Source organism: Pseudomonas vranovensis (assembly GCF_040438935.1).
GTDB classification, from domain to species: Bacteria; Pseudomonadota; Gammaproteobacteria; order Pseudomonadales; family Pseudomonadaceae; genus Aquipseudomonas; species Aquipseudomonas vranovensis.
This window is the reverse complement of sequence record NZ_CP159259.1, coordinates 5,484,139-5,506,142: the sequence shown is the minus strand read 5'-3', so window position 1 is coordinate 5,506,142 and position 22,004 is coordinate 5,484,139. Positions and strand designations below refer to the sequence as shown.

The window sequence follows — 22,004 nt, the reverse complement described above, 5'->3', positions numbered from 1 at the left end:
TAGCTCCACTGTTGTCTTGCGACGCTATTGTCTTGCAAGAAAAGCAAAAATTGGCAGGACGAAGTCCCACCAAATTTAGGGGTACAAGAGTCTAAAGAGGATCTTGCCCCCAGTCAAGACGAGGCCCCAGCCTCCCTCCTCCGGTCATCGGCAACATTTTATGTCGTCAATGACCAGATCGGGTAAACCAGGGCCCTGCCTTACTTTCAGTTACCGCTGGAGTTCAACGCTTCGGTCAGTGCGGCTTCCACCTCACTGGCACTTACGCGTAGCGGTTTGTCGGCATCACGGCGACGCTTACGCTCGCTGTGGTATGCCAGACCGGTACCGGCCGGGATCAAACGACCCACGACCACGTTTTCTTTCAGGCCGCGCAGGTAATCGCGCTTGCCGGTTACCGCCGCTTCGGTCAGAACACGGGTGGTCTCCTGGAAGGAGGCCGCCGAGATGAACGATTCGGTGGACAGCGAGGCCTTGGTGATACCCAGCAGTACACGAGTGAACTTGGAGACAAACTTGTCTTCAGCGCTGAGGCGCTCGTTCTCTACCAGTACCTGTGTCAGCTCCATCTGGTCGCCCTTGATGAAGCTGGAATCGCCCGACTCAGCAATCTCGACCTTGCGCAGCATCTGACGCAGGATGGTTTCGATGTGCTTGTCGTTGATCTTCACGCCTTGCAGGCGGTAAACGTCCTGAATCTCGTTGACGATGTATTTGGCCAGCGCGCTAACACCCAGCAGACGCAGGATGTCGTGCGGATCGCTAGGACCGTCGGAGATAACTTCGCCGCGGTTCACTTGTTCGCCTTCAAAGACGTTCAGGTGACGCCACTTCGGAATCAGCTCTTCATACGGATCACTTCCGTCGTTCGGTGTAATGACCAGGCGGCGCTTGCCCTTGGTTTCTTTACCGAACGCGATGGTGCCGCTGACTTCAGCCAGAATCGAGGCTTCTTTCGGACGACGGGCTTCGAACAAGTCGGCAACCCGAGGCAGACCACCGGTGATGTCACGGGTCTTCGACGTTTCTTGCGGGATACGCGCGATAACGTCACCGACACCGATCTGGGCACCGTCAGCCACACCCACCAGGGCGTTGGCCGGCAAGAAGTACTGTGCTGGCACGTCGGTACCCGGCAGCAGCAGATCTTTGCCATTGGCGTCGACCATCTTGATTGCAGGACGGATTTCCTTACCTGCAGCCGGACGGTCTTTGACGTCCAGAACTTCAATGTTGGTCAGACCCGTCAATTCGTCAGTCTGACGCTTGATGGTGATGCCTTCTTCCATGCCCACGAAGGTCACGGTACCTTTCATTTCGGTAACGATCGGGTGGGTGTGCGGGTCCCACTTGGCGACGATTGCGCCAGCATCGACCTTGTCGCCTTCCTTGACCGAAATCACCGCACCGTAAGGCAGCTTGTAACGCTCACGCTCACGACCGAATTCGTCGGCAATCGCCAACTCGCCGGAACGCGACACCGCAACCAGGTTACCGTCGGCGCGCTCAACCTGCTTCAAGTTATGCAGACGAACCATACCGCCGTTCTTCACCTGGACGCTGTCGGCAGCAGAGGTCCGGCTTGCAGCACCACCGATGTGGAACGTACGCATGGTCAGCTGGGTACCCGGCTCACCGATCGACTGTGCAGCGATAACACCGACAGCTTCACCGATGTTCACCTGGTGACCGCGAGCCAAGTCACGACCGTAGCACTTGGCGCAGATGCCGTAGCGGGTTTCGCAGCTGATCGGCGAACGCACGATCACTTCGTCGATGCTGTTCAGCTCGATGAACTCAACCCACTTCTCGTCGACCAGGGTACCAGCCGGAACGATAACGTCGTCAGTGCCTGGCTTGAACACGTCACGGGCGATAACTCGACCCAGTACTCGCTCACCCAGAGGCTCTACTACGTCGCCGCCTTCAATGTGCGGTGTCATCAGCAGGCCTTGCTCGGTGCCACAGTCGATCTCGGTAACTACCAGATCCTGGGCAACGTCGACCAGTCGACGAGTCAGGTAACCGGAGTTAGCCGTCTTCAACGCGGTATCCGCAAGACCCTTACGAGCACCGTGAGTCGAGATGAAGTACTGGAGTACGCTCAGACCTTCACGGAAGTTCGCGGTGATCGGCGTCTCGATGATCGAGCCGTCCGGCTTGGCCATCAGGCCACGCATACCGGCCAGCTGACGAATCTGAGCTGCCGAACCCCGGGCACCGGAGTCAGCCATCATGTACATCGAGTTGAAGGACTCTTGCTCGACTTCATCGCCATTGCGGTCAATGACCTTCTCTTTCGAGAGGTTGGCCATCATCGCCTTGGAAACTTCGTCGTTCGCCTTGGACCACAAGTCGATGACTTTGTTGTACTTCTCGCCCTGGGTTACCAGGCCGGAGGCGTACTGGCTCTCAATCTCTTTCACTTCGTCGGTAGCAGTACCGATGATGCGGGCTTTTTCATCCGGGATAACGAAGTCGTTAACACCGATGGAAACGCCGGAGATGGTCGAGTAAGCGAAACCGGTGTACATCAGTTGGTCAGCGAAGATCACGGTCTCTTTCAGACCAACCACGCGGTAGCACTGGTTGATCAGCTTGGAGATGGCCTTCTTCTTCATTGGCTGGTTGACCACGTCGTACGACAGACCTGGTGGAACAACCTGGAACAGCAGAGCACGGCCGACAGTGGTGTCGACAATACGGGTGTTCTTGACGCTGCCGCCATCACGATCATTGACGGTTTCGTTGATACGAACCTTGATCTTGGCGTGCAGGGCCGCTTCGCCGGCGCGGAATACGCGGTCGACTTCCTGCAGGTCGGCGAATACGCGACCTTCGCCCTTGGCATTGATGGCTTCACGGGTCATGTAGTACAGACCCAGTACAACGTCCTGCGAAGGAACGATGATTGGCTCGCCGTTGGCTGGCGACAGGATGTTGTTGGTCGACATCATCAGCGCACGCGCTTCGAGCTGGGCTTCCAGCGTCAGCGGCACGTGAACGGCCATCTGGTCACCGTCGAAGTCGGCGTTGTACGCAGCACAGACCAGCGGGTGCAGCTGAATAGCCTTACCTTCGATCAGTACCGGTTCAAACGCCTGGATACCCAGACGGTGAAGGGTTGGTGCACGGTTGAGCAGCACGGGGTGTTCACGAATCACTTCGGCGAGAACGTCCCACACCTCTGGCAGCTCGCGCTCGACCATCTTCTTAGCAGCCTTGATGGTGGTCGCCAGTCCACGCATTTCCAGCTTGCCGAAAATGAACGGTTTGAACAGCTCGAGGGCCATCTTCTTCGGCAGACCGCACTGGTGCAGACGCAAGGTCGGACCAACGGTAATTACCGAACGACCAGAGTAGTCAACACGCTTACCGAGCAAGTTCTGACGGAAACGACCTTGCTTACCCTTGATCATGTCGGCCAAGGATTTCAGAGGACGCTTGTTGGAACCAGTGATGGCACGACCGCGACGGCCGTTATCGAGCAATGCGTCGACAGCTTCCTGGAGCATGCGCTTTTCGTTGCGCACGATGATGTCCGGCGCGGACAAGTCGAGCAGGCGCTTCAGACGGTTGTTACGGTTGATCACCCGACGATACAGGTCGTTCAGGTCGGAAGTCGCGAAGCGACCTCCGTCCAGCGGAACCAATGGACGCAGATCTGGCGGCAGAACCGGCAAAACGGTCAGGACCATCCACTCAGGCAGGTTGCCCGAACCCTGGAAGGCTTCCATCAGTTTCAGACGCTTGGACAGCTTCTTGATCTTGGTTTCCGAGTTGGTCTGCGGAATTTCTTCGCGCAGACGACCGATCTCGTGCTCAAGGTCGATAGCGTGCAGCAGCTCACGGACAGCCTCGGCACCCATACGGGCGTCGAAGTCATCACCGAACTCTTCCAGCGCTTCGAAGTACTGCTCATCGTTGAGCAGTTGGCCTTTTTCCAGCGTGGTCATGCCAGGGTCGATAACGACATAGCTCTCGAAGTAGAGAACACGTTCGATATCACGCAGGGTCATGTCCATCAGCAGGCCGATACGGGACGGCAGCGATTTCAGGAACCAGATATGGGCAACTGGAGAGGCCAGCTCGATGTGCGCCATGCGCTCACGGCGAACTTTAGCCAGAGCGACTTCGACGCCGCACTTCTCACAGATAACGCCACGGTGCTTCAGGCGCTTGTACTTACCGCACAGGCACTCATAGTCCTTGACTGGGCCAAAGATCTTGGCGCAGAACAGGCCGTCACGCTCAGGCTTGAACGTACGGTAGTTGATGGTTTCCGGTTTTTTAACTTCACCGAACGACCACGAACGGATCATCTCAGGCGAGGCCAATCCGATACGGATGGCGTCGAACTCTTCGACTTGACCCTGGTTTTTCAGCAAATTCAGTAGGTCTTTCAAGGCCTTTCCTCCTGGCGGAGCAGGGAGCGGGCTTTTCAGCCGCGCTCCCGATTCGCGTCACGTGTTATTCGGTTTCCAGATCGATATCGATACCGAGCGAACGAATTTCTTTGATCAACACGTTGAAGGACTCGGGCATGCCCGGCTCCATACGGTGATCGCCGTCCACGATGTTTTTGTACATCTTGGTCCGACCGTTCACGTCGTCCGACTTCACTGTGAGCATTTCTTGCAGGGTGTATGCCGCGCCGTATGCTTCCAGCGCCCACACTTCCATCTCCCCGAAACGCTGACCACCGAACTGCGCCTTACCACCCAGCGGTTGCTGAGTAACCAGGCTGTAAGAACCAGTGGAACGCGCGTGCATTTTGTCGTCCACCAAGTGGTTCAGCTTGAGCATGTACATGTAACCAACGGTCACATGACGCTCGAACTTGTTGCCGGTACGACCATCGAACAGCTGCATCTGACCGCTTTCTGGCATGTCTGCCAGTTTCAGCATGGCCTTGATCTCGCTTTCCTTGGCGCCGTCGAAGACTGGAGTGGCCATAGGCACACCGCCTTTGAGGTTTTTCGCCAGATCCAGGATTTCCTGGTCGGAGAAGGTCTCGAGACTTTCCTGACGACCACCGATCTCGTTGTAGATCTCGGTGAGGAACTTGCGCAGCTCGATGACCTTGCGCTGCTCTTCAAGCATGCGGTTGATCTTCTCGCCCAGTCCTTTGGCTGCGAGGCCCAGGTGGGTTTCGAGGATCTGACCAACGTTCATACGCGATGGTACACCCAGCGGGTTGAGTACCACGTCAACTGGCGTGCCGTTGGCGTCGTGCGGCATGTCTTCAACCGGCATGATCACCGAGACTACACCTTTGTTACCGTGACGACCGGCCATCTTGTCGCCCGGCTGGATGCGACGACGGATTGCCAGGTAGACCTTGACGATCTTCAGTACGCCCGGTGCCAGGTCATCGCCCTGCTGCAGCTTGCGCTTCTTGTCTTCGAACTTGTCGTCCAGCAGACGGCGACGATCAACGATGTAGGCCTGAGCCTTCTCAAGTTGTTCGTTCAGCGCGTCTTCGGCCATGCGCAGTTTGAACCACTGGCCGTGCTCCAGACCGTCCAGTACTTCGTTGGTGATGACAGTACCTTTCTTCAGGCCTGCACCACCGTCGACCACCTGTCCGTTCAAAGCAGAACGCAGACGCTCGAAGGTTGCACCTTCAACGATACGGAACTCTTCGTTCAGGTCCTTGCGGATCTCGTCAAGCTGCATCTTCTCGATGGACAGCGCGCGGCTATCGCGCTCAACACCGTCACGGGTGAAGACCTGTACGTCAATGACAGTACCTTTGGTGCCGGTCGGCACACGCAGGGAAGTGTCCTTAACATCGCTGGCTTTCTCACCGAAGATTGCACGCAGCAGCTTCTCTTCTGGAGTGAGCTGGGTTTCGCCTTTTGGCGTGACCTTGCCGACCAGAATGTCGCCCGCGCCAACTTCAGCACCCACGTAAACGATACCGGCTTCATCCAACTTGTTCAGCGCAGCTTCACCTACGTTCGGAATGTCCGCAGTGATTTCCTCTGGGCCGAGCTTGGTGTCACGGGCCACACAGGTCAGTTCCTGAATGTGGATCGTGGTGAACCGGTCTTCCTGAACCACACGCTCGGACAGACAGATGGAGTCTTCGAAGTTAAAACCGTTCCAGGCCATGAACGCGATGCGCATGTTCTGACCCAGTGCCAGCTCACCCATATCGGTGGACGGGCCGTCAGCCATGATGTCGCTACGCTGGACCACATCACCTTTGCGCACCAGCGGACGCTGGTTGATGCAGGTGTTCTGGTTCGAGCGGGTGTATTTGGTCAGGTTGTAGATGTCGACACCAGCTTCGCCGGTTTCGACTTCATCATCAGCAACACGAACCACGATACGGCTGGCATCGACGGAGTCGATCACACCACCACGACGAGCCACGACGCAAACGCCGGAGTCACGGGCAACGTTGCGCTCCATGCCGGTACCGACCAGCGGCTTGTCGGCACGCAGGGTTGGTACAGCCTGACGCTGCATGTTCGAACCCATCAACGCACGGTTGGCGTCGTCGTGCTCGAGGAACGGAATCAGCGATGCTGCGACCGAAACTACCTGCTTCGGCGATACGTCCATCAAGGTGACGTCTTCTGGCGCCTTGACGGTGAATTCGTTCAGATGACGAACGGCTACCAGCTCGTCGATGAGTTGCTTCTTCTCGTTCATCGCGGCCGAAGCCTGTGCGATGACGTGATCCGCTTCCTCAATCGCCGACAGGAACACGATCTCGTCGGTAACCACACCCTCTTTCACCACCCGATACGGGCTTTCGAGGAAGCCGTACTGGTTGGTGCGGGCATAAGCTGCCAGGGAGTTGATCAGACCGATGTTCGGACCTTCAGGGGTCTCGATCGGGCACACGCGGCCGTAGTGGGTCGGGTGTACGTCGCGGACTTCGAAGCCTGCACGCTCACGGGTCAGACCGCCAGGGCCGAGTGCAGAGACACGACGCTTGTGGGTGATCTCGGAGAGCGGGTTGTTCTGGTCCATGAACTGCGAGAGCTGGCTGGAGCCGAAGAACTCTTTCACCGCCGCCGCAACCGGCTTGGCGTTGATCAGGTCCTGAGGCATCAGGCCTTCGCTTTCTGCCATCGACAGACGCTCTTTGACCGCGCGCTCTACACGCACCAGGCCAACTCGGAACTGGTTCTCGGCCATTTCGCCGACGCAACGTACGCGACGGTTACCCAGGTGGTCGATGTCGTCGACGATGCCCTTGCCGTTACGGATATCAACCAGGGTCTTGAGGACCTCGACGATGTCTTCCTTGCTCAGCACGCCCGAACCTTCGATCTCGGTTCGACCGATACGACGGTTGAACTTCATGCGACCGACGGCCGACAGGTCGTAACGCTCGGCGCTGAAGAACAGGTTATTGAACAGGGTCTCAGCGGCATCCTTGGTTGGCGGCTCGCCAGGACGCATCATCCGATAGATTTCGACCAGCGCTTCCAGCTGATTGCTGGTGGAGTCGATCTTCAGGGTATCGGAGATAAACGGACCGCAATCAATGTCGTTGGTGTACAGGGTCTCGATACGGACGACCTGAGCCTTGGCGATCTTGATCAGCAGTTCGGTGTTCAGCTCGGTGTTGCACTCGGCCAGGATCTCGCCGGTAGCCGGGTGAACGATGGCTTTGGCTGTGGTACGGCCCAGGACGTATTCCATAGGAACGTCCAGCTGCTTGACACCGGCCTTTTCCAGCTGGTTGATGTGGCGAGCGGTAATACGCCGACCCTGCTCGACAATCACCTTGCCGGTTTCGTCATGAATATCCATGACCGCAACTTCACCACGCAGGCGCTGAGGCACCAGCTCCAGGCTCAGTTTCTCGCCCGAGACGTGGAAAACGTTGGTGGTGTAGAAGGCATCCAGCACTTGTTCAGTGCTGTAACCCAGCGCGCGCAGCAGTACCGACGCAGGCAGTTTGCGACGACGGTCGATACGGACGAATACACAGTCTTTCGGATCGAATTCGAAGTCCAGCCACGAGCCACGGTAAGGAATGATCCGAGCCGAGTACAGCAGCTTGCCCGAGCTGTGCGTCTTGCCACGGTCGTGGTCGAAGAAAACACCTGGCGAACGGTGCAGCTGGGAAACGATAACACGCTCGGTACCGTTGATTACGAAGGTACCGTTTTCAGTCATCAGGGGAATTTCACCCATGTAGACTTCTTGCTCTTTGATGTCCTTGATCGCTTTGTTCGACGATTCTTTGTCGAAAATGATCAGGCGTACCTTTACCCGCAGTGGTACGGCGTAGGTTACGCCGCGCAGTACGCATTCTTTGACATCAAAAGCTGGTTCGCCCAAACGATAGCCAACGTACTCCAGGGCAGCATTGCCGGAGTAGCTGATGATCGGGAAAACCGATTTGAAGGCCGCATGCAGGCCCACGTCGCGGAACTGATCTTTGGTCGCTCCCGCTTGCAAGAATTCACGATACGAATCCAGCTGGATGGCCAGGAGGTAAGGCACATCCATGACGTCCGGCAACTTGCTAAAGTCCTTGCGGATACGTTTTTTCTCAGTGTATGAGTAAGCCATCAGCGTTCCCCAGCTTGGTCACCTGCTTGTTTGGCTTCTCCCGACGGGAGCAGCCAGAAAATCGTGCAAACCCCTTGGTTTGCGCCACCATCATTGGTGGTTACAGCTCGTTATCGGCGCCGACCTAGTCAGCTGCCAATAACGGAAAAAGGCCGGTGGCAAGAGCCACCAGCCATCAGCCGTTTGCTTAGCGCTCGGGCTGGAGTCGCAAAGTCGAAATTACTTGAGTTCGACTTTAGCGCCTGCTTCTTCCAGCTTCTTCTTGGCGTCTTCAGCAGCTTCTTTCGAAACGCCTTCAGCGACAACCTGAGGAGCGCCGTCAACTTTCTCTTTGGCTTCTTTCAGGCCCAGACCGGTCAGTTCACGAACGGCCTTGATCACGTTGACTTTCTTCTCGCCGGCTTCAACCAGAACAACGTTGAATTCGGTTTGCTCTTCAACAACGGCAGCGGCAGCAGCTGGGCCAGCAGCGGCAACAGCAGCGGTAACGCCGAAGGTTTCTTCCATTGCTTTGATCAGCTCAACAACTTCCAGAACGGTTTTCTGGCCGATTGCTTCGATGATTTGCTCGTTAGTCAGAGACATGACTTAAATCCTGTATTGGGGTGACAGCCTACGCAGCTATCAAATTAAACGTATGATTTCGAAAGCGCTGACTGTGCCTTAGGCAGCAGTAGCTTCTTTCTGGTCGCGAATAGCTGCCAGAGTACGAGCCAGCTTGCTGGTAGCGCCTTGGATCACGCTCATCAGCTTCGCGATAGCTTCGTCGCGGGTCGGCAGGGTAGCCAACACGTCGATTTCGTTAGCGGCAAGGAACTTGCCGTCGAACGCAGCTGCCTTGATCTCGAACTTGTCCTGACCCTTGGCGAACTCTTTGAACAGACGAGCAGCAGCGCCCGGGTGTTCGTTGGAGAAAGCGATCAGGGTCGGGCCAGTGAAAGCGTCGTTGAGGACACTGAATTCAGTATCAGCAACAGCACGCTTGAGCAGGGTGTTACGTACAACACGCACGTATACACCAGCTTCACGAGCCTCTTTACGGAGTCCGGTCATTGCGCCTACAGTCACACCACGGGCATCAGCCACGACAGCGGACAGAGCGACTTTGGCAGCCTCGTTGACTTCAGCGACGATGGCCTTCTTGTCTTCGAGTTTAATTGCCACGGGTAAAACTCCTGCTTGTTACCGTTTCATCTGGCCGAAGCCGGATGTCGTTTTGGTGTCTGATTCGGTAAGGAACCGGGAGCACCATCTGCGTAGGCTTTAGGTTTAAGGCTTGCGCCGCCTACGGTCTTGGATAGCCCCCGCCAGGCAGGGACCCCAATTTTTTAAGCCGACGCGATCGCTCGCATCGACTTTTGTCTTACGCGTTCAGCGAGCTCTGGTCGATGACCAGACCTGGGCCCATAGTGGTGCTCAGGGTAACGCGCTTAACGTAGATACCTTTCGAGGAAGCCGGCTTGATACGCTTCAGATCAGCGATCAGAGCTTCAACGTTTTCCTTCAGCTTGCCAGCTTCAAAGCCAACCTTGCCAACGGAGGTGTGGATGATGCCGTTTTTGTCGGTGCGATAACGAACCTGACCAGCCTTGGCGTTTTTAACCGCGGTGGCTACGTCTGGAGTTACGGTACCAACTTTCGGGTTCGGCATCAGGCCGCGAGGACCCAGGACCTGACCCAACTGACCTACAACACGCATTGCGTCCGGGGAAGCAATTACGACGTCATAGTTCAGGTCGCCGCCTTTCATTTCGGCAGCCAGATCGTCCATACCTACACGGTCAGCGCCGGCAGCCAGAGCGGCCTCAGCAGCTGGACCCTGGGTGAAGACAGCAACACGTACGGTCTTGCCAGTGCCGTGTGGCAGCACAGTAGCGCTGCGAACGACCTGGTCGGATTTACGCGGGTCAACACCGAGGTTGACAGCAACGTCGAAGGATTCGCTGAACTTCACGGTGGAAAGTTCGGCCAGCAGTACTGCTGCATCTTCGAAGTTGTAGACTTTGCCAGCTTCGAGCTTCGAAGCAATGGCCTTTTGGCGCTTGGTCAGCTTAGCCATTACACACCCTCCACGTTGAGGCCCATGCTGCGAGCAGAACCGGCGATGGTACGCACGGCTGCTTCCATGTCAGCGGCAGTCAGATCAGCATTTTTGGTTTTTGCGATCTCTTCCAGCTGAGCACGAGTCACAGTACCGACTTTAACGGTGTTCGGACGTGCCGAACCGCTGGTCAGGCCAGCTGCTTTCTTCAGCAGAACCGAAGCAGGGGTGCTTTTGGTTTCGAAGGTGAAGCTGCGGTCACTGTAAACAGTGATGATCACAGGAGTCGGCAGGCCGGCTTCTTGACCCTGAGTACGGGCGTTGAAGGCCTTGCAGAACTCCATGATGTTCACACCATGTTGACCCAGTGCTGGACCAACGGGTGGGCTTGGGTTGGCCTGGCCGGCCTTTACTTGCAGCTTGATGTAAGCCTGAATCTTCTTAGCCATGAGCTACTCCAATATCGGGTACGAACGCCTGAAGGCTCCCCGGATGACTTGCGTTTTATCCCAGTGACGACAAAACCCCGCAGCACATAGGGCTGCGGGGTATGGGATGCTTTGTTCGGCTAGACCTTCTCGACCTGGCTGAACTCAAGCTCTACCGGAGTAGAGCGACCGAAAATAAGCACGGCCACTTGGATCCGGCTCTTTTCGTAGTTAACTTCTTCAACAGTACCGTTGAAGTCAGCGAACGGACCGTCGATAACGCGGACGACTTCGCCCGGCTCGAACAATGTCTTCGGCTTAGGCTTGTCGCTGCCATCGGCAACGCGACGCAGAATGGCCTCAGCTTCTTTATCGGTGATCGGCGCAGGCTTGTCTGCAGTACCACCAATGAAGCCCATGACGCGAGGGGTATCCTTTACCAGGTGCCAAGTCCCTTCGTTCATATCCATCTGGACCAGCACATAACCTGGAAAGAACTTACGCTCGCTCTTGCGCTTCTGGCCATTGCGCATCTCAACCACTTCTTCAGTGGGGACCAGAATTTCGCCGAAACCGTCTTCCATGCCAGCCAGCTTTACGCGCTCGATCAGCGAGCGCATTACATGCTTCTCGTAACCCGAGTAAGCATGCACAACGTACCAACGCTTAGCCACGGGACACCCTTAGCCAACAATCAAGGAAATCAACCAACCGAGCAGGGAGTCGAGACCCCACAGCAGCAGCGCCATTACCAGGACAACCGCCACTACGATGAGCGTGGTTTGCATGGTTTCTTGGCGGGTTGGCCATACGACTTTACGAATCTCGGTGCGAGCTTCCTTTGCCAGCGCAAAGAACGACTTGCCCTTGGCAGTTTGCAAGGCAACAAAGCCAGCAACAGCAGCAAGAGCGAGAAGTGCGAGTACGCGATACAGAATCGGTGAAGCGGAGTAATATTGATTACCCACCACACCAACGACTACCAAAGCGACAACAGCCAGCCACTTGAGCAGGTCAAAACGAGAGTCTTGGGCTTCAGCCTTGGGAGTCATCTAGGAAAATCCTGTGAAAAGAAAGCCAGACACACGAGGTGAATCTGGCAGGTCAGGAGGGAATCGAACCCCCAACCTACGGTTTTGGAGACCGTCGCTCTGCCAATTGAGCTACTGACCTAAAAGCTTATCAGGCCGGCCATTATGCCGACCTGATCGAGAGAAATCAACTACTTATTCGATTACTTTAGCTACGACGCCAGCGCCGACGGTACGACCGCCTTCACGGATAGCGAAGCGCAGACCATCTTCCATTGCGATGGTTTTGATCAGAGTGACAGTCATCTGGATGTTGTCACCTGGCATTACCATTTCAACGCCTTCTGGCAGCTCGCAGTTACCGGTCACGTCAGTAGTACGGAAGTAGAACTGTGGACGGTAGCCTTTGAAGAACGGAGTATGACGGCCGCCTTCTTCCTTGCTCAGAACGTAAACTTCTGCAGTGAACTTGGTGTGCGGCTTAACCGAACCTGGCTTGACCAGAACCTGACCACGCTCAACGTCGTCACGCTTGGTGCCACGCAGCAGAACGCCGCAGTTCTCACCAGCACGACCTTCGTCCAGCAGCTTGCGGAACATCTCAACACCGGTGCAGGTGGTGGTGGTGGTGTCACGCAGACCAACGATTTCCAGGGCGTCCTGAACGCGGACGATACCACGCTCGATACGACCGGTAACAACGGTACCACGACCCGAGATCGAGAATACGTCTTCGATTGGCATCAGGAACGGCTTGTCGATAGCACGCTCTGGCTCTGGGATGTAGCTGTCCAGAGTTTCAACCAGACGCTTGACAGCGGTGGTGCCCATTTCGTTGTCGTCTTTGCCTTCCAGCGCCATACGAGCCGAACCGATGATGATCGGAGTGTCGTCGCCTGGGAAGTCGTAGGTGGACAGCAGGTCGCGAACTTCCATCTCGACCAGCTCCAGCAGCTCAGCGTCGTCTACCAGGTCAGCCTTGTTCAGGAAGACGACGATGTACGGAACGCCAACCTGACGGGACAGCAGGATGTGCTCACGGGTTTGCGGCATCGGACCATCAGCGGCCGAGCAAACCAGGATCGCGCCGTCCATCTGGGCAGCACCGGTGATCATGTTCTTCACGTAGTCAGCGTGACCTGGGCAGTCAACGTGAGCGTAGTGACGAATATTTGAATCGTACTCAACATGCGCAGTATTAATAGTAATACCACGCGCTTTTTCTTCCGGGGCGCTATCGATCTTGTCGAAATCGACCTTGGCCGAACCGAAAACTTCGGAGCAAACGCGAGTCAGCGCGGCAGTCAACGTTGTCTTGCCATGGTCAACGTGACCGATGGTACCAACGTTTACGTGCGGCTTGTTACGTTCGAACTTTTCCTTAGCCATCGAGATTATCCCCCGGTAGAAGCAATAAGCAGATCAAACAGACCATTAAAACAAAGGCAGATATTTTCATATCTGCCTTGTTATATGGAGCTCTTGAGCGGATTTGAACCGCTGACCTCACCCTTACCAAGGGTGTGCTCTACCAACTGAGCTACAAGAGCGTAACACTGTGCAACAACAGCAAACTTGGAGCGGGTAGCGGGAATCGAACCCGCATCATCAGCTTGGAAGGCTGAGGTTCTACCACTAAACTATACCCGCGGAGCTTGCGGCTCTCGCTAAACTGGTGGAGGGGGAAGGATTCGAACCTTCGAAGTCGTAGACGTCAGATTTACAGTCTGATCCCTTTGGCCGCTCGGGAACCCCTCCTGAACGTGGGCGGCATTTTCAACTCTTGCCGTCCTACTGTCAAGCTTTTTCTCATTAAAATCTTGAGGTTAGCTAATTTGACAGCTACTTCTCAGCTCAACCACTTAGTGGTCATCCCTGTGAAGCGGGCGCCATTCTATCAAGCTATTCGCCAGTTGCAATACCCTCGCACAACATTATTTTATGTTTTAAGTCTTTGAAATCTCGGGAAAGTGCTCCCAACAGGGCTTGGTCCAGTAATCGCTGGCTTTGCGGAGCAATCTGCAGCCACACTCCCGACTCGCCCCCGAGCCTTCCCATGACCGGCACTGCAGCTATGTCCAGCGCCACAAGACGCTGACGCAGGGCATTGAGCTGCTCCTTGCCAGCCAGCCCGCCCACGTAATAGCACTCCTGCCCACGCTCGGACGGCCGATTATCCTGTACTGACTCGCTCAATAGCCGAATCCCCTGCTGATTGCCCTTGTAGAGCGATAGCGGCGCCACCTCCTTGGCCTTCAGAGGTGCTTCCTGCTGATTCCAGACGTAATACACGCCATTGAGCACCACCAACAAAAGAAACAACCAACGCATAGTCACCTCAATCCAGCGGGCAGGCCAGCGCCAGACCAACAAACACTAGGTCAGGCACCACACGGGCATGTGGAACCGCCTCTTGCACCAGGGGTGCATCACCACCTGTCAGCAGCACGGTGAAGCCCTCCCCCCACAGCGCATGCGCATATTCAATCTGAGAACGAGCAAACCCCTGAAGCATGTGAACACACCCCCGCTCCACCGCCTCTACTGTCGAACGGCCAGGAGTCATGCTCGACAGCGCACGCTCAGCCGATGCGTCGTCATAGCGAATCCTCCGCGTATGGGTACGCAACTGGCTACGCATCAACGGCATTCCTGGACAGATGTAACCTCCCAGGTGCTCGCCGTCAGCAGCAACAAAGTCAGCCTTTGCCGCGGTCCCGAAGTCCATTACCAGACAAGCCCCTTTGGCCAGGTGATAGCCCCCCAGCAAGGCCAGCCAGCGATCCAAACCAAGACGCTGATAATCGTCATAGCCATTTCGCACACTACCCACCTCCCTGGCGGGCTGGGCAACCATGACGCTAATCCCGAAGTGCTGCGACAATAGCGCACCCAAACTTTCGGTTTCCTCTTCACTCCTGACACTCACCAAGCGACAGCGCTCTGGCGGACTGGCCAGCGCCTTGATAGCCACAACGAGAGCCTGATCGGAATCGACCACTCCTCCCGCAACGATCGTCGCAAAAGCGCTACGTACAATGCGCCACTTAATGAAGCTATTTCCGCAATCGAGCTCAAGAATCATCACGCAACCTCAAACTGAGCTCACCACCGCTAAAGCTCTTTTCCACACCATTGACCTCAAGACGCAACGCGCCCTGACCATCGATACCCAATACGATGCCGTCAACTCGATTGACCCCGGCGATCAAAGACACTGCTTGCCTCTGCCAGAGGTGGGCTTGCTCCCACTCCTGCTTGAAGACTGTAAACCCATCTTGTCGATGCCGCTCCAAATCAGATTGCAGATTCTGATTCAGCCTGGCGACCAGCAGGTTGCGGTCAATATTCAAGCCAGTCTCTCGACTCATCGATGTCCACGCCTGATCAATCTCGCTGGCTGCCCGCATATTCACATTGATACCTACGCCCAGCACCACATGGCACACATCCGCAGGATCACCGACCAACTCCAGAAGAATACCGGCGATTTTCTGGTTGTTGACCAGCACATCATTCGGCCACTTCAAACCTGCATCAACAACACCGAATGTCTGCAACGTTCGCATCACCGCGAGACCCACAACCAAGCTCAACCCCTCGAGCTGCCGCATCCCCCCTTCAATGCGCAATACCAGGCTGTAATAGAGGTTCTCGGCAAAAGGGCTCACCCACTGGCGCCCGCGCCGGCCTCGCCCGGCAGTCTGCCGTTCAGCCAGCACCAGAAAGGGCGCGGCCTGCCCTTCGCCAATGGCACGTAATGCCTGGGCATTAGTCGAATCAATAGAATCGAATATCAGTGCTGGCCAGCTCTCACCCTGGGCGTACTCGGCAATCGCCGGCGCCTCCAGCAACGACAATGGCGCAGCCAACTGATAGCCGCGACCGCGAACTTTATGAATAGGCAGGTTTAACTCGGCCTCGAGGTGCTGCAACTGCTTCCAGACAGCACTGCGGCTTACGCCAAGGGCGACCCCCAGGTCCTGCCCGGAATGGAACCGGCCATCCTTGAGGAGCTTCAACAACTTCAGCATGCCAATCTCGACTCGTAATGAGGTTCGCATGATAGCTATGCAGGTGGGGATTGCATAGAAAACTGAGGGGGCGGGAGAAGAGGGATTGAAGCCGCTTTCTGCCAAGAGACACAGGACCGAGATTCTTCAGGGCTATACAAGACAAAACCCCTACCTGCGTGTGCAGATAGGGGTTTCGGAATTTAATCTTGACGATGACCTACTCTCACATGGGGAAACCCCACACTACCATCGGCGATGCATCGTTTCACTGCTGAGTTCGGGATGGGATCAGGTGGTTCCAATGCTCTATGGTCGTCAAGAAATTCTGTGTACCGGACCGTCTTTCGACACTCCAGCAAATCGGGTATGTGATGATTGTGAGCTGCAAACTTTCGGTTCGTTTCGTCTTCACAACACCGCAATCTGGTCATTCGACGCAAATTGCTTGGGTGTTATATGGTCAAGCCTCACGGGCAATTAGTATTGGTTAGCTCAACGCCTCACAGCGCTTACACACCCAACCTATCAACGTCGTAGTCTTCGACGGCCCTTCAGGGAGCTCAAGGCTCCAGTGAGATCTCATCTTGAGGCAAGTTTCCCGCTTAGATGCTTTCAGCGGTTATCTCTTCCGAACATAGCTACCCGGCAATGCCACTGGCGTGACAACCGGAACACCAGAGGTTCGTCCACTCCGGTCCTCTCGTACTAGGAGCAGCCCCTCTCAAATCTCAAACGTCCACGGCAGATAGGGACCGAACTGTCTCACGACGTTCTAAACCCAGCTCGCGTACCACTTTAAATGGCGAACAGCCATACCCTTGGGACCGGCTTCAGCCCCAGGATGTGATGAGCCGACATCGAGGTGCCAAACACCGCCGTCGATATGAACTCTTGGGCGGTATCAGCCTGTTATCCCCGGAGTACCTTTTATCCGTTGAGCGATGGCCCTTCCATACAGAACCACCGGATCACTAAGACCTACTTTCGTACCTGCTCGACGTGTCTGTCTCGCAGTCAAGCGCGCTTTTGCCTTTATACTCTACGACCGATTTCCGACCGGTCTGAGCGCACCTTCGTACTCCTCCGTTACTCTTTAGGAGGAGACCGCCCCAGTCAAACTACCCACCATACACTGTCCTCGATCCGGATAACGGACCTGAGTTAGAACCTCAAAGTTGCCAGGGTGGTATTTCAAGGATGGCTCCACGCGAACTGGCGTCCACGCTTCAAAGCCTCCCACCTATCCTACACAAGCAAATTCAAAGTCCAGTGCAAAGCTATAGTAAAGGTTCACGGGGTCTTTCCGTCTAGCCGCGGATACACTGCATCTTCACAGCGATTTCAATTTCACTGAGTCTCGGGTGGAGACAGCGCCGCCATCGTTACGCCATTCGTGCAGGTCGGAACTTACCCGACAAGGAATTTCGCTACCTTAGGACCGTTATAGTTACGGCCGCCGTTTACCGGGGCTTCGATCAAGAGCTTCGCGTTAGCTAACCCCATCAATTAACCTTCCGGCACCGGGCAGGCGTCACACCCTATACGTCCACTTTCGTGTTTGCAGAGTGCTGTGTTTTTAATAAACAGTCGCAGCGGCCTGGTATCTTCGACCGGCATGAGCTTACGGAGCAAGTCCTTCACCCTCACCGGCGCACCTTCTCCCGAAGTTACGGTGCCATTTTGCCTAGTTCCTTCACCCGAGTTCTCTCAAGCGCCTTGGTATTCTCTACCCAACCACCTGTGTCGGTTTGGGGTACGGTTCCTAGTTATCTGAAGCTTAGAAGCTTTTCTTGGAAGCATGGCATCAACCACTTCGTCGCCTAAAGGCAACTCGTCATCAGCTCTCGGCCTTAAGATCCCGGATTTACCTAAGATCTCAGCCTACCACCTTAAACTTGGACAACCAACGCCAAGCTGGCCTAGCCTTCTCCGTCCCTCCATCGCAATAACTAGAAGTACAGGAATATTAACCTGTTTTCCATCGACTACGCTTTTCAGCCTCGCCTTAGGGACCGACTAACCCTGCGTCGATTAACGTTGCGCAGGAAACCTTGGTCTTTCGGCGTGGGAGTTTTTCACTCCCATTGTCGTTACTCATGTCAGCATTCGCACTTCTGATACCTCCAGCAAGCTTCTCAACTCACCTTCACAGGCTTACAGAACGCTCCTCTACCGCATCACCTAAGTGATACCCGTAGCTTCGGTGCATGGTTTGAGCCCCGTTACATCTTCCGCGCAGGCCGACTCGACTAGTGAGCTATTACGCTTTCTTTAAAGGGTGGCTGCTTCTAAGCCAACCTCCTAGCTGTCTAAGCCTTCCCACATCGTTTCCCACTTAACCATGACTTTGGGACCTTAGCTGACGGTCTGGGTTGTTTCCCTTTTCACGACGGACGTTAGCACCCGCCGTGTGTCTCCCATGCTCGGCACTTGTAGGTATTCGGAGTTTGCATCGGTTTGGTAAGTCGGGATGACCCCCTAGCCGAAACAGTGCTCTACCCCCTACAGTGATACATGAGGCGCTACCTAAATAGCTTTCGAGGAGAACCAGCTATCTCCGAGCTTGATTAGCCTTTCACTCCGATCCACAGGTCATCCGCTAACTTTTCAACGGTAGTCGGTTCGGTCCTCCAGTCAGTGTTACCTAACCTTCAACCTGCCCATGGATAGATCGCCCGGTTTCGGGTCTATACCCAGCGACTAAACGCCCTATTAAGACTCGCTTTCGCTACGCCTCCCCTATTCGGTTAAGCTCGCCACTGAATATAAGTCGCTGACCCATTATACAAAAGGTACGCAGTCACCTAACAAAGTAGGCTCCCACTGCTTGTACGCATACGGTTTCAGGATCTATTTCACTCCCCTCTCCGGGGTTCTTTTCGCCTTTCCCTCACGGTACTGGTTCACTATCGGTCAGTCAGTAGTATTTAGCCTTGGAGGATGGTCCCCCCATATTCAGACAAAGTTTCTCGTGCTCCGTCCTACTCGATTTCATGACTAAGAGATTTTCGCGTACAGGGCTATCACCCACTATGGCCGCACTTTCCAGAGCGTTCCGCTAATCTCAAAGCCACTTAAGGGCTAGTCCCCGTTCGCTCGCCACTACTAAGGGAATCTCGGTTGATTTCTTTTCCTCAGGGTACTTAGATGTTTCAGTTCCCCTGGTTCGCCTCTTGCACCTATGTATTCAGTACAAGATACTCAGCTTGTGCTGAGTGGGTTCCCCCATTCAGAGATCTCCGGATCAAAGTCTGTTTGCCGACTCCCCGAAGCTTATCGCAGGCTACCACGTCTTTCATCGCCTCTGACTGCCAAGGCATCCACCGTATGCGCTTCTTCACTTGACCATATAACCCCAAGCAATCTGGTTATACTGTGAAGACGACATTCGCCGAAAATTCGCAAAACTCTTAAGAGTCACTCACAAATTTTACCTTAGCCTGAACAGGCACCAGTGAAAGTGCTGTCCAGTCTATCTTTCTATCACATACCCAAATTTTTAAAGAACGATTCTGAAAAAGTTCAGAAATCAATATTCGAGCCGAATATTCATTTCTAAGCTTTGACACGGTAGCAAGGGGGTGGTGGAGCCAAGCGGGATCGAACCGCTGACCTCCTGCGTGCAAGGCAGGCGCTCTCCCAGCTGAGCTATGGCCCCAACAAGAAACTGGTGGGTCTGGGCAGATTCGAACTGCCGACCTCACCCTTATCAGGGGTGCGCTCTAACCAACTGAGCTACAGACCCAGTTAAGAGCTGTTACCGATATCGTCTTCTTCAATGAATCAAGCAATTCGTGTGGGAGCTCATGAGACAGCTGATGTCTGTCGATTAAGGAGGTGATCCAGCCGCAGGTTCCCCTACGGCTACCTTGTTACGACTTCACCCCAGTCATGAATCACACCGTGGTAACCGTCCTCCCGAAGGTTAGACTAGCTACTTCTGGTGCAACCCACTCCCATGGTGTGACGGGCGGTGTGTACAAGGCCCGGGAACGTATTCACCGCGACATTCTGATTCGCGATTACTAGCGATTCCGACTTCACGCAGTCGAGTTGCAGACTGCGATCCGGACTACGATCGGTTTTGTGAGATTAGCTCCACCTCGCGGCTTGGCGACCCTCTGTACCGACCATTGTAGCACGTGTGTAGCCCAGGCCGTAAGGGCCATGATGACTTGACGTCATCCCCACCTTCCTCCGGTTTGTCACCGGCAGTCTCCTTAGAGTGCCCACCATAACGTGCTGGTAACTAAGGACAAGGGTTGCGCTCGTTACGGGACTTAACCCAACATCTCACGACACGAGCTGACGACAGCCATGCAGCACCTGTGTCAGAGTTCCCGAAGGCACCAATCCATCTCTGGAAAGTTCTCTGCATGTCAAGGCCTGGTAAGGTTCTTCGCGTTGCTTCGAATTAAACCACATGCTCCACCGCTTGTGCGGGCCCCCGTCAATTCATTTGAGTTTTAACCTTGCGGCCGTACTCCCCAGGCGGTCAACTTAATGCGTTAGCTGCGCCACTAAAATCTCAAGGATTCCAACGGCTAGTTGACATCGTTTACGGCGTGGACTACCAGGGTATCTAATCCTGTTTGCTCCCCACGCTTTCGCACCTCAGTGTCAGTATGAGCCCAGGTGGTCGCCTTCGCCACTGGTGTTCCTTCCTATATCTACGCATTTCACCGCTACACAGGAAATTCCACCACCCTCTGCCCTACTCTAGCTCGCCAGTTTTGGATGCAGTTCCCAGGTTGAGCCCGGGGATTTCACATCCAACTTAACGAACCACCTACGCGCGCTTTACGCCCAGTAATTCCGATTAACGCTTGCACCCTCTGTATTACCGCGGCTGCTGGCACAGAGTTAGCCGGTGCTTATTCTGTCGGTAACGTCAAAACACTAACGTATTAGGTTAATGCCCTTCCTCCCAACTTAAAGTGCTTTACAATCCGAAGACCTTCTTCACACACGCGGCATGGCTGGATCAGGCTTTCGCCCATTGTCCAATATTCCCCACTGCTGCCTCCCGTAGGAGTCTGGACCGTGTCTCAGTTCCAGTGTGACTGATCATCCTCTCAGACCAGTTACGGATCGTCGCCTTGGTGAGCCATTACCTCACCAACTAGCTAATCCGACCTAGGCTCATCTGATAGCGCAAGGCCCGAAGGTCCCCTGCTTTCCCCCGTAGGGCGTATGCGGTATTAGCGTTCCTTTCGAAACGTTGTCCCCCACTACCAGGCAGATTCCTAGGTATTACTCACCCGTCCGCCGCTGAATCGAAGAGCAAGCTCTTCTCATCCGCTCGACTTGCATGTGTTAGGCCTGCCGCCAGCGTTCAATCTGAGCCATGATCAAACTCTTCAGTTCAATACTGCTTGGGTTTTGAGAAAACCCTAAACTTGGCTCAGCAATCTCAAATGACTTATTCGAAGTCTTTCGACTTCTCGTGCAGTCACTTGTGATGCTGATAATCTTTTTGACTATCAGTCTGAGCTCACAAGCACCCACACGAATTGCTTGATTCGATTGTTAAAGAGCGTTGGCTGAAGTCTTTCGCTTCAACCGAGGCGCGCATTCTACGCTTTCCTCAGAGTGTGTCAAGCGTTTATTTTGAAGTTTTTCAGAATTTCTCTTTCAACTTCAACCGCTTAACTCGCTGCGATCTCTCGTCAGCGGGAGGCGAATTCTACAGCGTTTCAATTCGCTGTCAACCACCTTTTTCACCGCTGCCGATCTTTCGACCGAAGCACTTCCAGCACCACCTGAAACCGCTAACTCTTTGAAACTCAAGGAATTTTCGGTTCCGACTACGCCGGAAGTGGGGCGAATTATAGACAGATCCACAGGGGCGTCAAGGACTTATTTCAACTTTGTTTCAGAAGCGGCGTTTTGACTATAAACAGCAAGTAAAAAGCAGGGGCGCTACGCGCCCCTCTATATATAG

At 54.9% G+C, this 22,004-nt stretch carries 12 protein-coding genes, 6 tRNA genes and 3 rRNA genes; all 21 read right to left on the bottom strand.

Going from position 1 to position 22,004, the window contains the following annotated elements; translation table 11 throughout:
• Positions 1 to 206 precede the first annotated feature (206 nt).
• Positions 207 to 4,406, bottom strand: a complete 4,200-nt coding sequence (gene rpoC, locus ABVN19_RS25410; RefSeq protein WP_028944941.1) for a DNA-directed RNA polymerase subunit beta' — start codon at positions 4,404 to 4,406, stop codon at positions 207 to 209.
• Between the two features lie 64 nt (positions 4,407 to 4,470).
• Positions 4,471 to 8,544, bottom strand: a complete 4,074-nt coding sequence (rpoB, locus tag ABVN19_RS25405; RefSeq protein ID WP_028944940.1) for a DNA-directed RNA polymerase subunit beta — start codon at positions 8,542 to 8,544, stop codon at positions 4,471 to 4,473.
• 219 nt (positions 8,545 to 8,763) lie between these two features.
• A complete protein-coding gene (gene rplL, locus ABVN19_RS25400) occupies positions 8,764 to 9,129 on the bottom strand; it encodes a 50S ribosomal protein L7/L12 (RefSeq protein WP_007957596.1) in 366 nt (121 codons plus the stop codon).
• Positions 9,130 to 9,207: 78 nt separating this feature from the next.
• Positions 9,208 to 9,708 (bottom strand): 50S ribosomal protein L10, encoded by a 501-nt coding sequence (gene rplJ, locus ABVN19_RS25395; protein WP_028944939.1) that lies wholly within the window; start codon positions 9,706 to 9,708, stop codon positions 9,208 to 9,210.
• A 199-nt stretch (positions 9,709 to 9,907) separates the two neighbouring features.
• Positions 9,908 to 10,603 carry a 50S ribosomal protein L1 gene (rplA, locus tag ABVN19_RS25390; RefSeq protein WP_028944938.1) on the bottom strand — a complete coding sequence of 232 codons (696 nt, stop codon included), beginning with the start codon at positions 10,601 to 10,603 and terminating at the stop codon, positions 9,908 to 9,910.
• The gene (gene rplK / locus ABVN19_RS25385; protein ID WP_028944937.1) at positions 10,603 to 11,034 is read right to left on the bottom strand and encodes a 50S ribosomal protein L11; all 432 of its coding nucleotides are present in this window, start codon (positions 11,032 to 11,034) and stop codon (positions 10,603 to 10,605) included. Before rplK ends, rplA begins: the two co-directional genes overlap by 1 nt.
• 119 nt (positions 11,035 to 11,153) lie before the next feature.
• Complete coding sequence (gene nusG, locus ABVN19_RS25380) at positions 11,154 to 11,687, bottom strand: transcription termination/antitermination protein NusG (protein WP_010220294.1); 534 nt, start codon at positions 11,685 to 11,687, stop codon at positions 11,154 to 11,156.
• A 9-nt stretch (positions 11,688 to 11,696) separates the two neighbouring features.
• On the bottom strand, positions 11,697 to 12,065 hold the full coding sequence (gene secE / locus ABVN19_RS25375; RefSeq protein ID WP_028944936.1) for a preprotein translocase subunit SecE: 369 nt from the start codon (positions 12,063 to 12,065) through the stop codon (positions 11,697 to 11,699).
• Between the two features lie 45 nt (positions 12,066 to 12,110).
• Positions 12,111 to 12,186, bottom strand: a tRNA-Trp gene (locus tag ABVN19_RS25370).
• 53 nt (positions 12,187 to 12,239) lie between these two features.
• Positions 12,240 to 13,433, bottom strand: a complete 1,194-nt coding sequence (tuf, locus tag ABVN19_RS25365) for an elongation factor Tu (RefSeq protein ID WP_100634181.1) — start codon at positions 13,431 to 13,433, stop codon at positions 12,240 to 12,242.
• Between the two features lie 85 nt (positions 13,434 to 13,518).
• A tRNA-Thr gene (locus ABVN19_RS25360) sits at positions 13,519 to 13,594 on the bottom strand.
• 26 nt (positions 13,595 to 13,620) lie between these two features.
• A tRNA-Gly gene (locus ABVN19_RS25355) sits at positions 13,621 to 13,694 on the bottom strand.
• A gap of 23 nt (positions 13,695 to 13,717) precedes the next feature.
• A tRNA-Tyr gene (locus ABVN19_RS25350) sits at positions 13,718 to 13,802 on the bottom strand.
• A 144-nt stretch (positions 13,803 to 13,946) separates the two neighbouring features.
• Entirely contained in the window at positions 13,947 to 14,375 is a 429-nt protein-coding gene (locus ABVN19_RS25345) for a hypothetical protein (protein WP_028944981.1), read from the bottom strand.
• 7 nt (positions 14,376 to 14,382) lie between these two features.
• Positions 14,383 to 15,129 (bottom strand): pantothenate kinase, encoded by a 747-nt coding sequence (locus tag ABVN19_RS25340; RefSeq protein WP_028944982.1) that lies wholly within the window; start codon positions 15,127 to 15,129, stop codon positions 14,383 to 14,385.
• Complete coding sequence (gene birA, locus ABVN19_RS25335; protein WP_028944983.1) at positions 15,119 to 16,078, bottom strand: bifunctional biotin--[acetyl-CoA-carboxylase] ligase/biotin operon repressor BirA; 960 nt, start codon at positions 16,076 to 16,078, stop codon at positions 15,119 to 15,121. The genes ABVN19_RS25340 and birA overlap by 11 nt, the downstream gene beginning before the upstream one ends.
• 186 nt (positions 16,079 to 16,264) lie before the next feature.
• Positions 16,265 to 16,380: ribosomal RNA gene (rrf, locus tag ABVN19_RS25330) — 5S ribosomal RNA — on the bottom strand.
• 136 nt (positions 16,381 to 16,516) lie between these two features.
• Positions 16,517 to 19,407: ribosomal RNA gene (locus ABVN19_RS25325) — 23S ribosomal RNA — on the bottom strand.
• 235 nt (positions 19,408 to 19,642) lie between these two features.
• Positions 19,643 to 19,718 (bottom strand) — tRNA-Ala (locus ABVN19_RS25320).
• Between the two features lie 10 nt (positions 19,719 to 19,728).
• Positions 19,729 to 19,805: transfer RNA gene (locus ABVN19_RS25315), tRNA-Ile, on the bottom strand.
• A gap of 85 nt (positions 19,806 to 19,890) precedes the next feature.
• A 16S ribosomal RNA gene (locus tag ABVN19_RS25310) occupies positions 19,891 to 21,427 on the bottom strand.
• Together the 16S, 23S and 5S rRNA genes with 2 tRNA genes alongside form the textbook arrangement of a ribosomal RNA operon.
• Positions 21,428 to 22,004: the final 577 nt, after the last annotated feature.

Coding starts and splice junctions, on each gene's coding strand:
- rpoB (WP_028944940.1), bottom strand. CDS start 8,544: ATGGCTTACTCATACACTGAGAAAAAACGTATCCGCAAGGACTTTAGC.
- rplL (WP_007957596.1), bottom strand. CDS start 9,129: ATGTCTCTGACTAACGAGCAAATCATCGAAGCAATCGGCCAGAAAACC.
- rplA (WP_028944938.1), bottom strand. CDS start 10,603: ATGGCTAAGCTGACCAAGCGCCAAAAGGCCATTGCTTCGAAGCTCGAA.
- rplK (WP_028944937.1), bottom strand. CDS start 11,034: ATGGCTAAGAAGATTCAGGCTTACATCAAGCTGCAAGTAAAGGCCGGC.
- secE (WP_028944936.1), bottom strand. CDS start 12,065: ATGACTCCCAAGGCTGAAGCCCAAGACTCTCGTTTTGACCTGCTCAAG.
- tuf (WP_100634181.1), bottom strand. CDS start 13,433: ATGGCTAAGGAAAAGTTCGAACGTAACAAGCCGCACGTAAACGTTGGT.
- ABVN19_RS25345 (WP_028944981.1), bottom strand. CDS start 14,375: ATGCGTTGGTTGTTTCTTTTGTTGGTGGTGCTCAATGGCGTGTATTAC.
- ABVN19_RS25340 (WP_028944982.1), bottom strand. CDS start 15,129: ATGATTCTTGAGCTCGATTGCGGAAATAGCTTCATTAAGTGGCGCATT.
- birA (WP_028944983.1), bottom strand. CDS start 16,078: ATGCTGAAGTTGTTGAAGCTCCTCAAGGATGGCCGGTTCCATTCCGGG.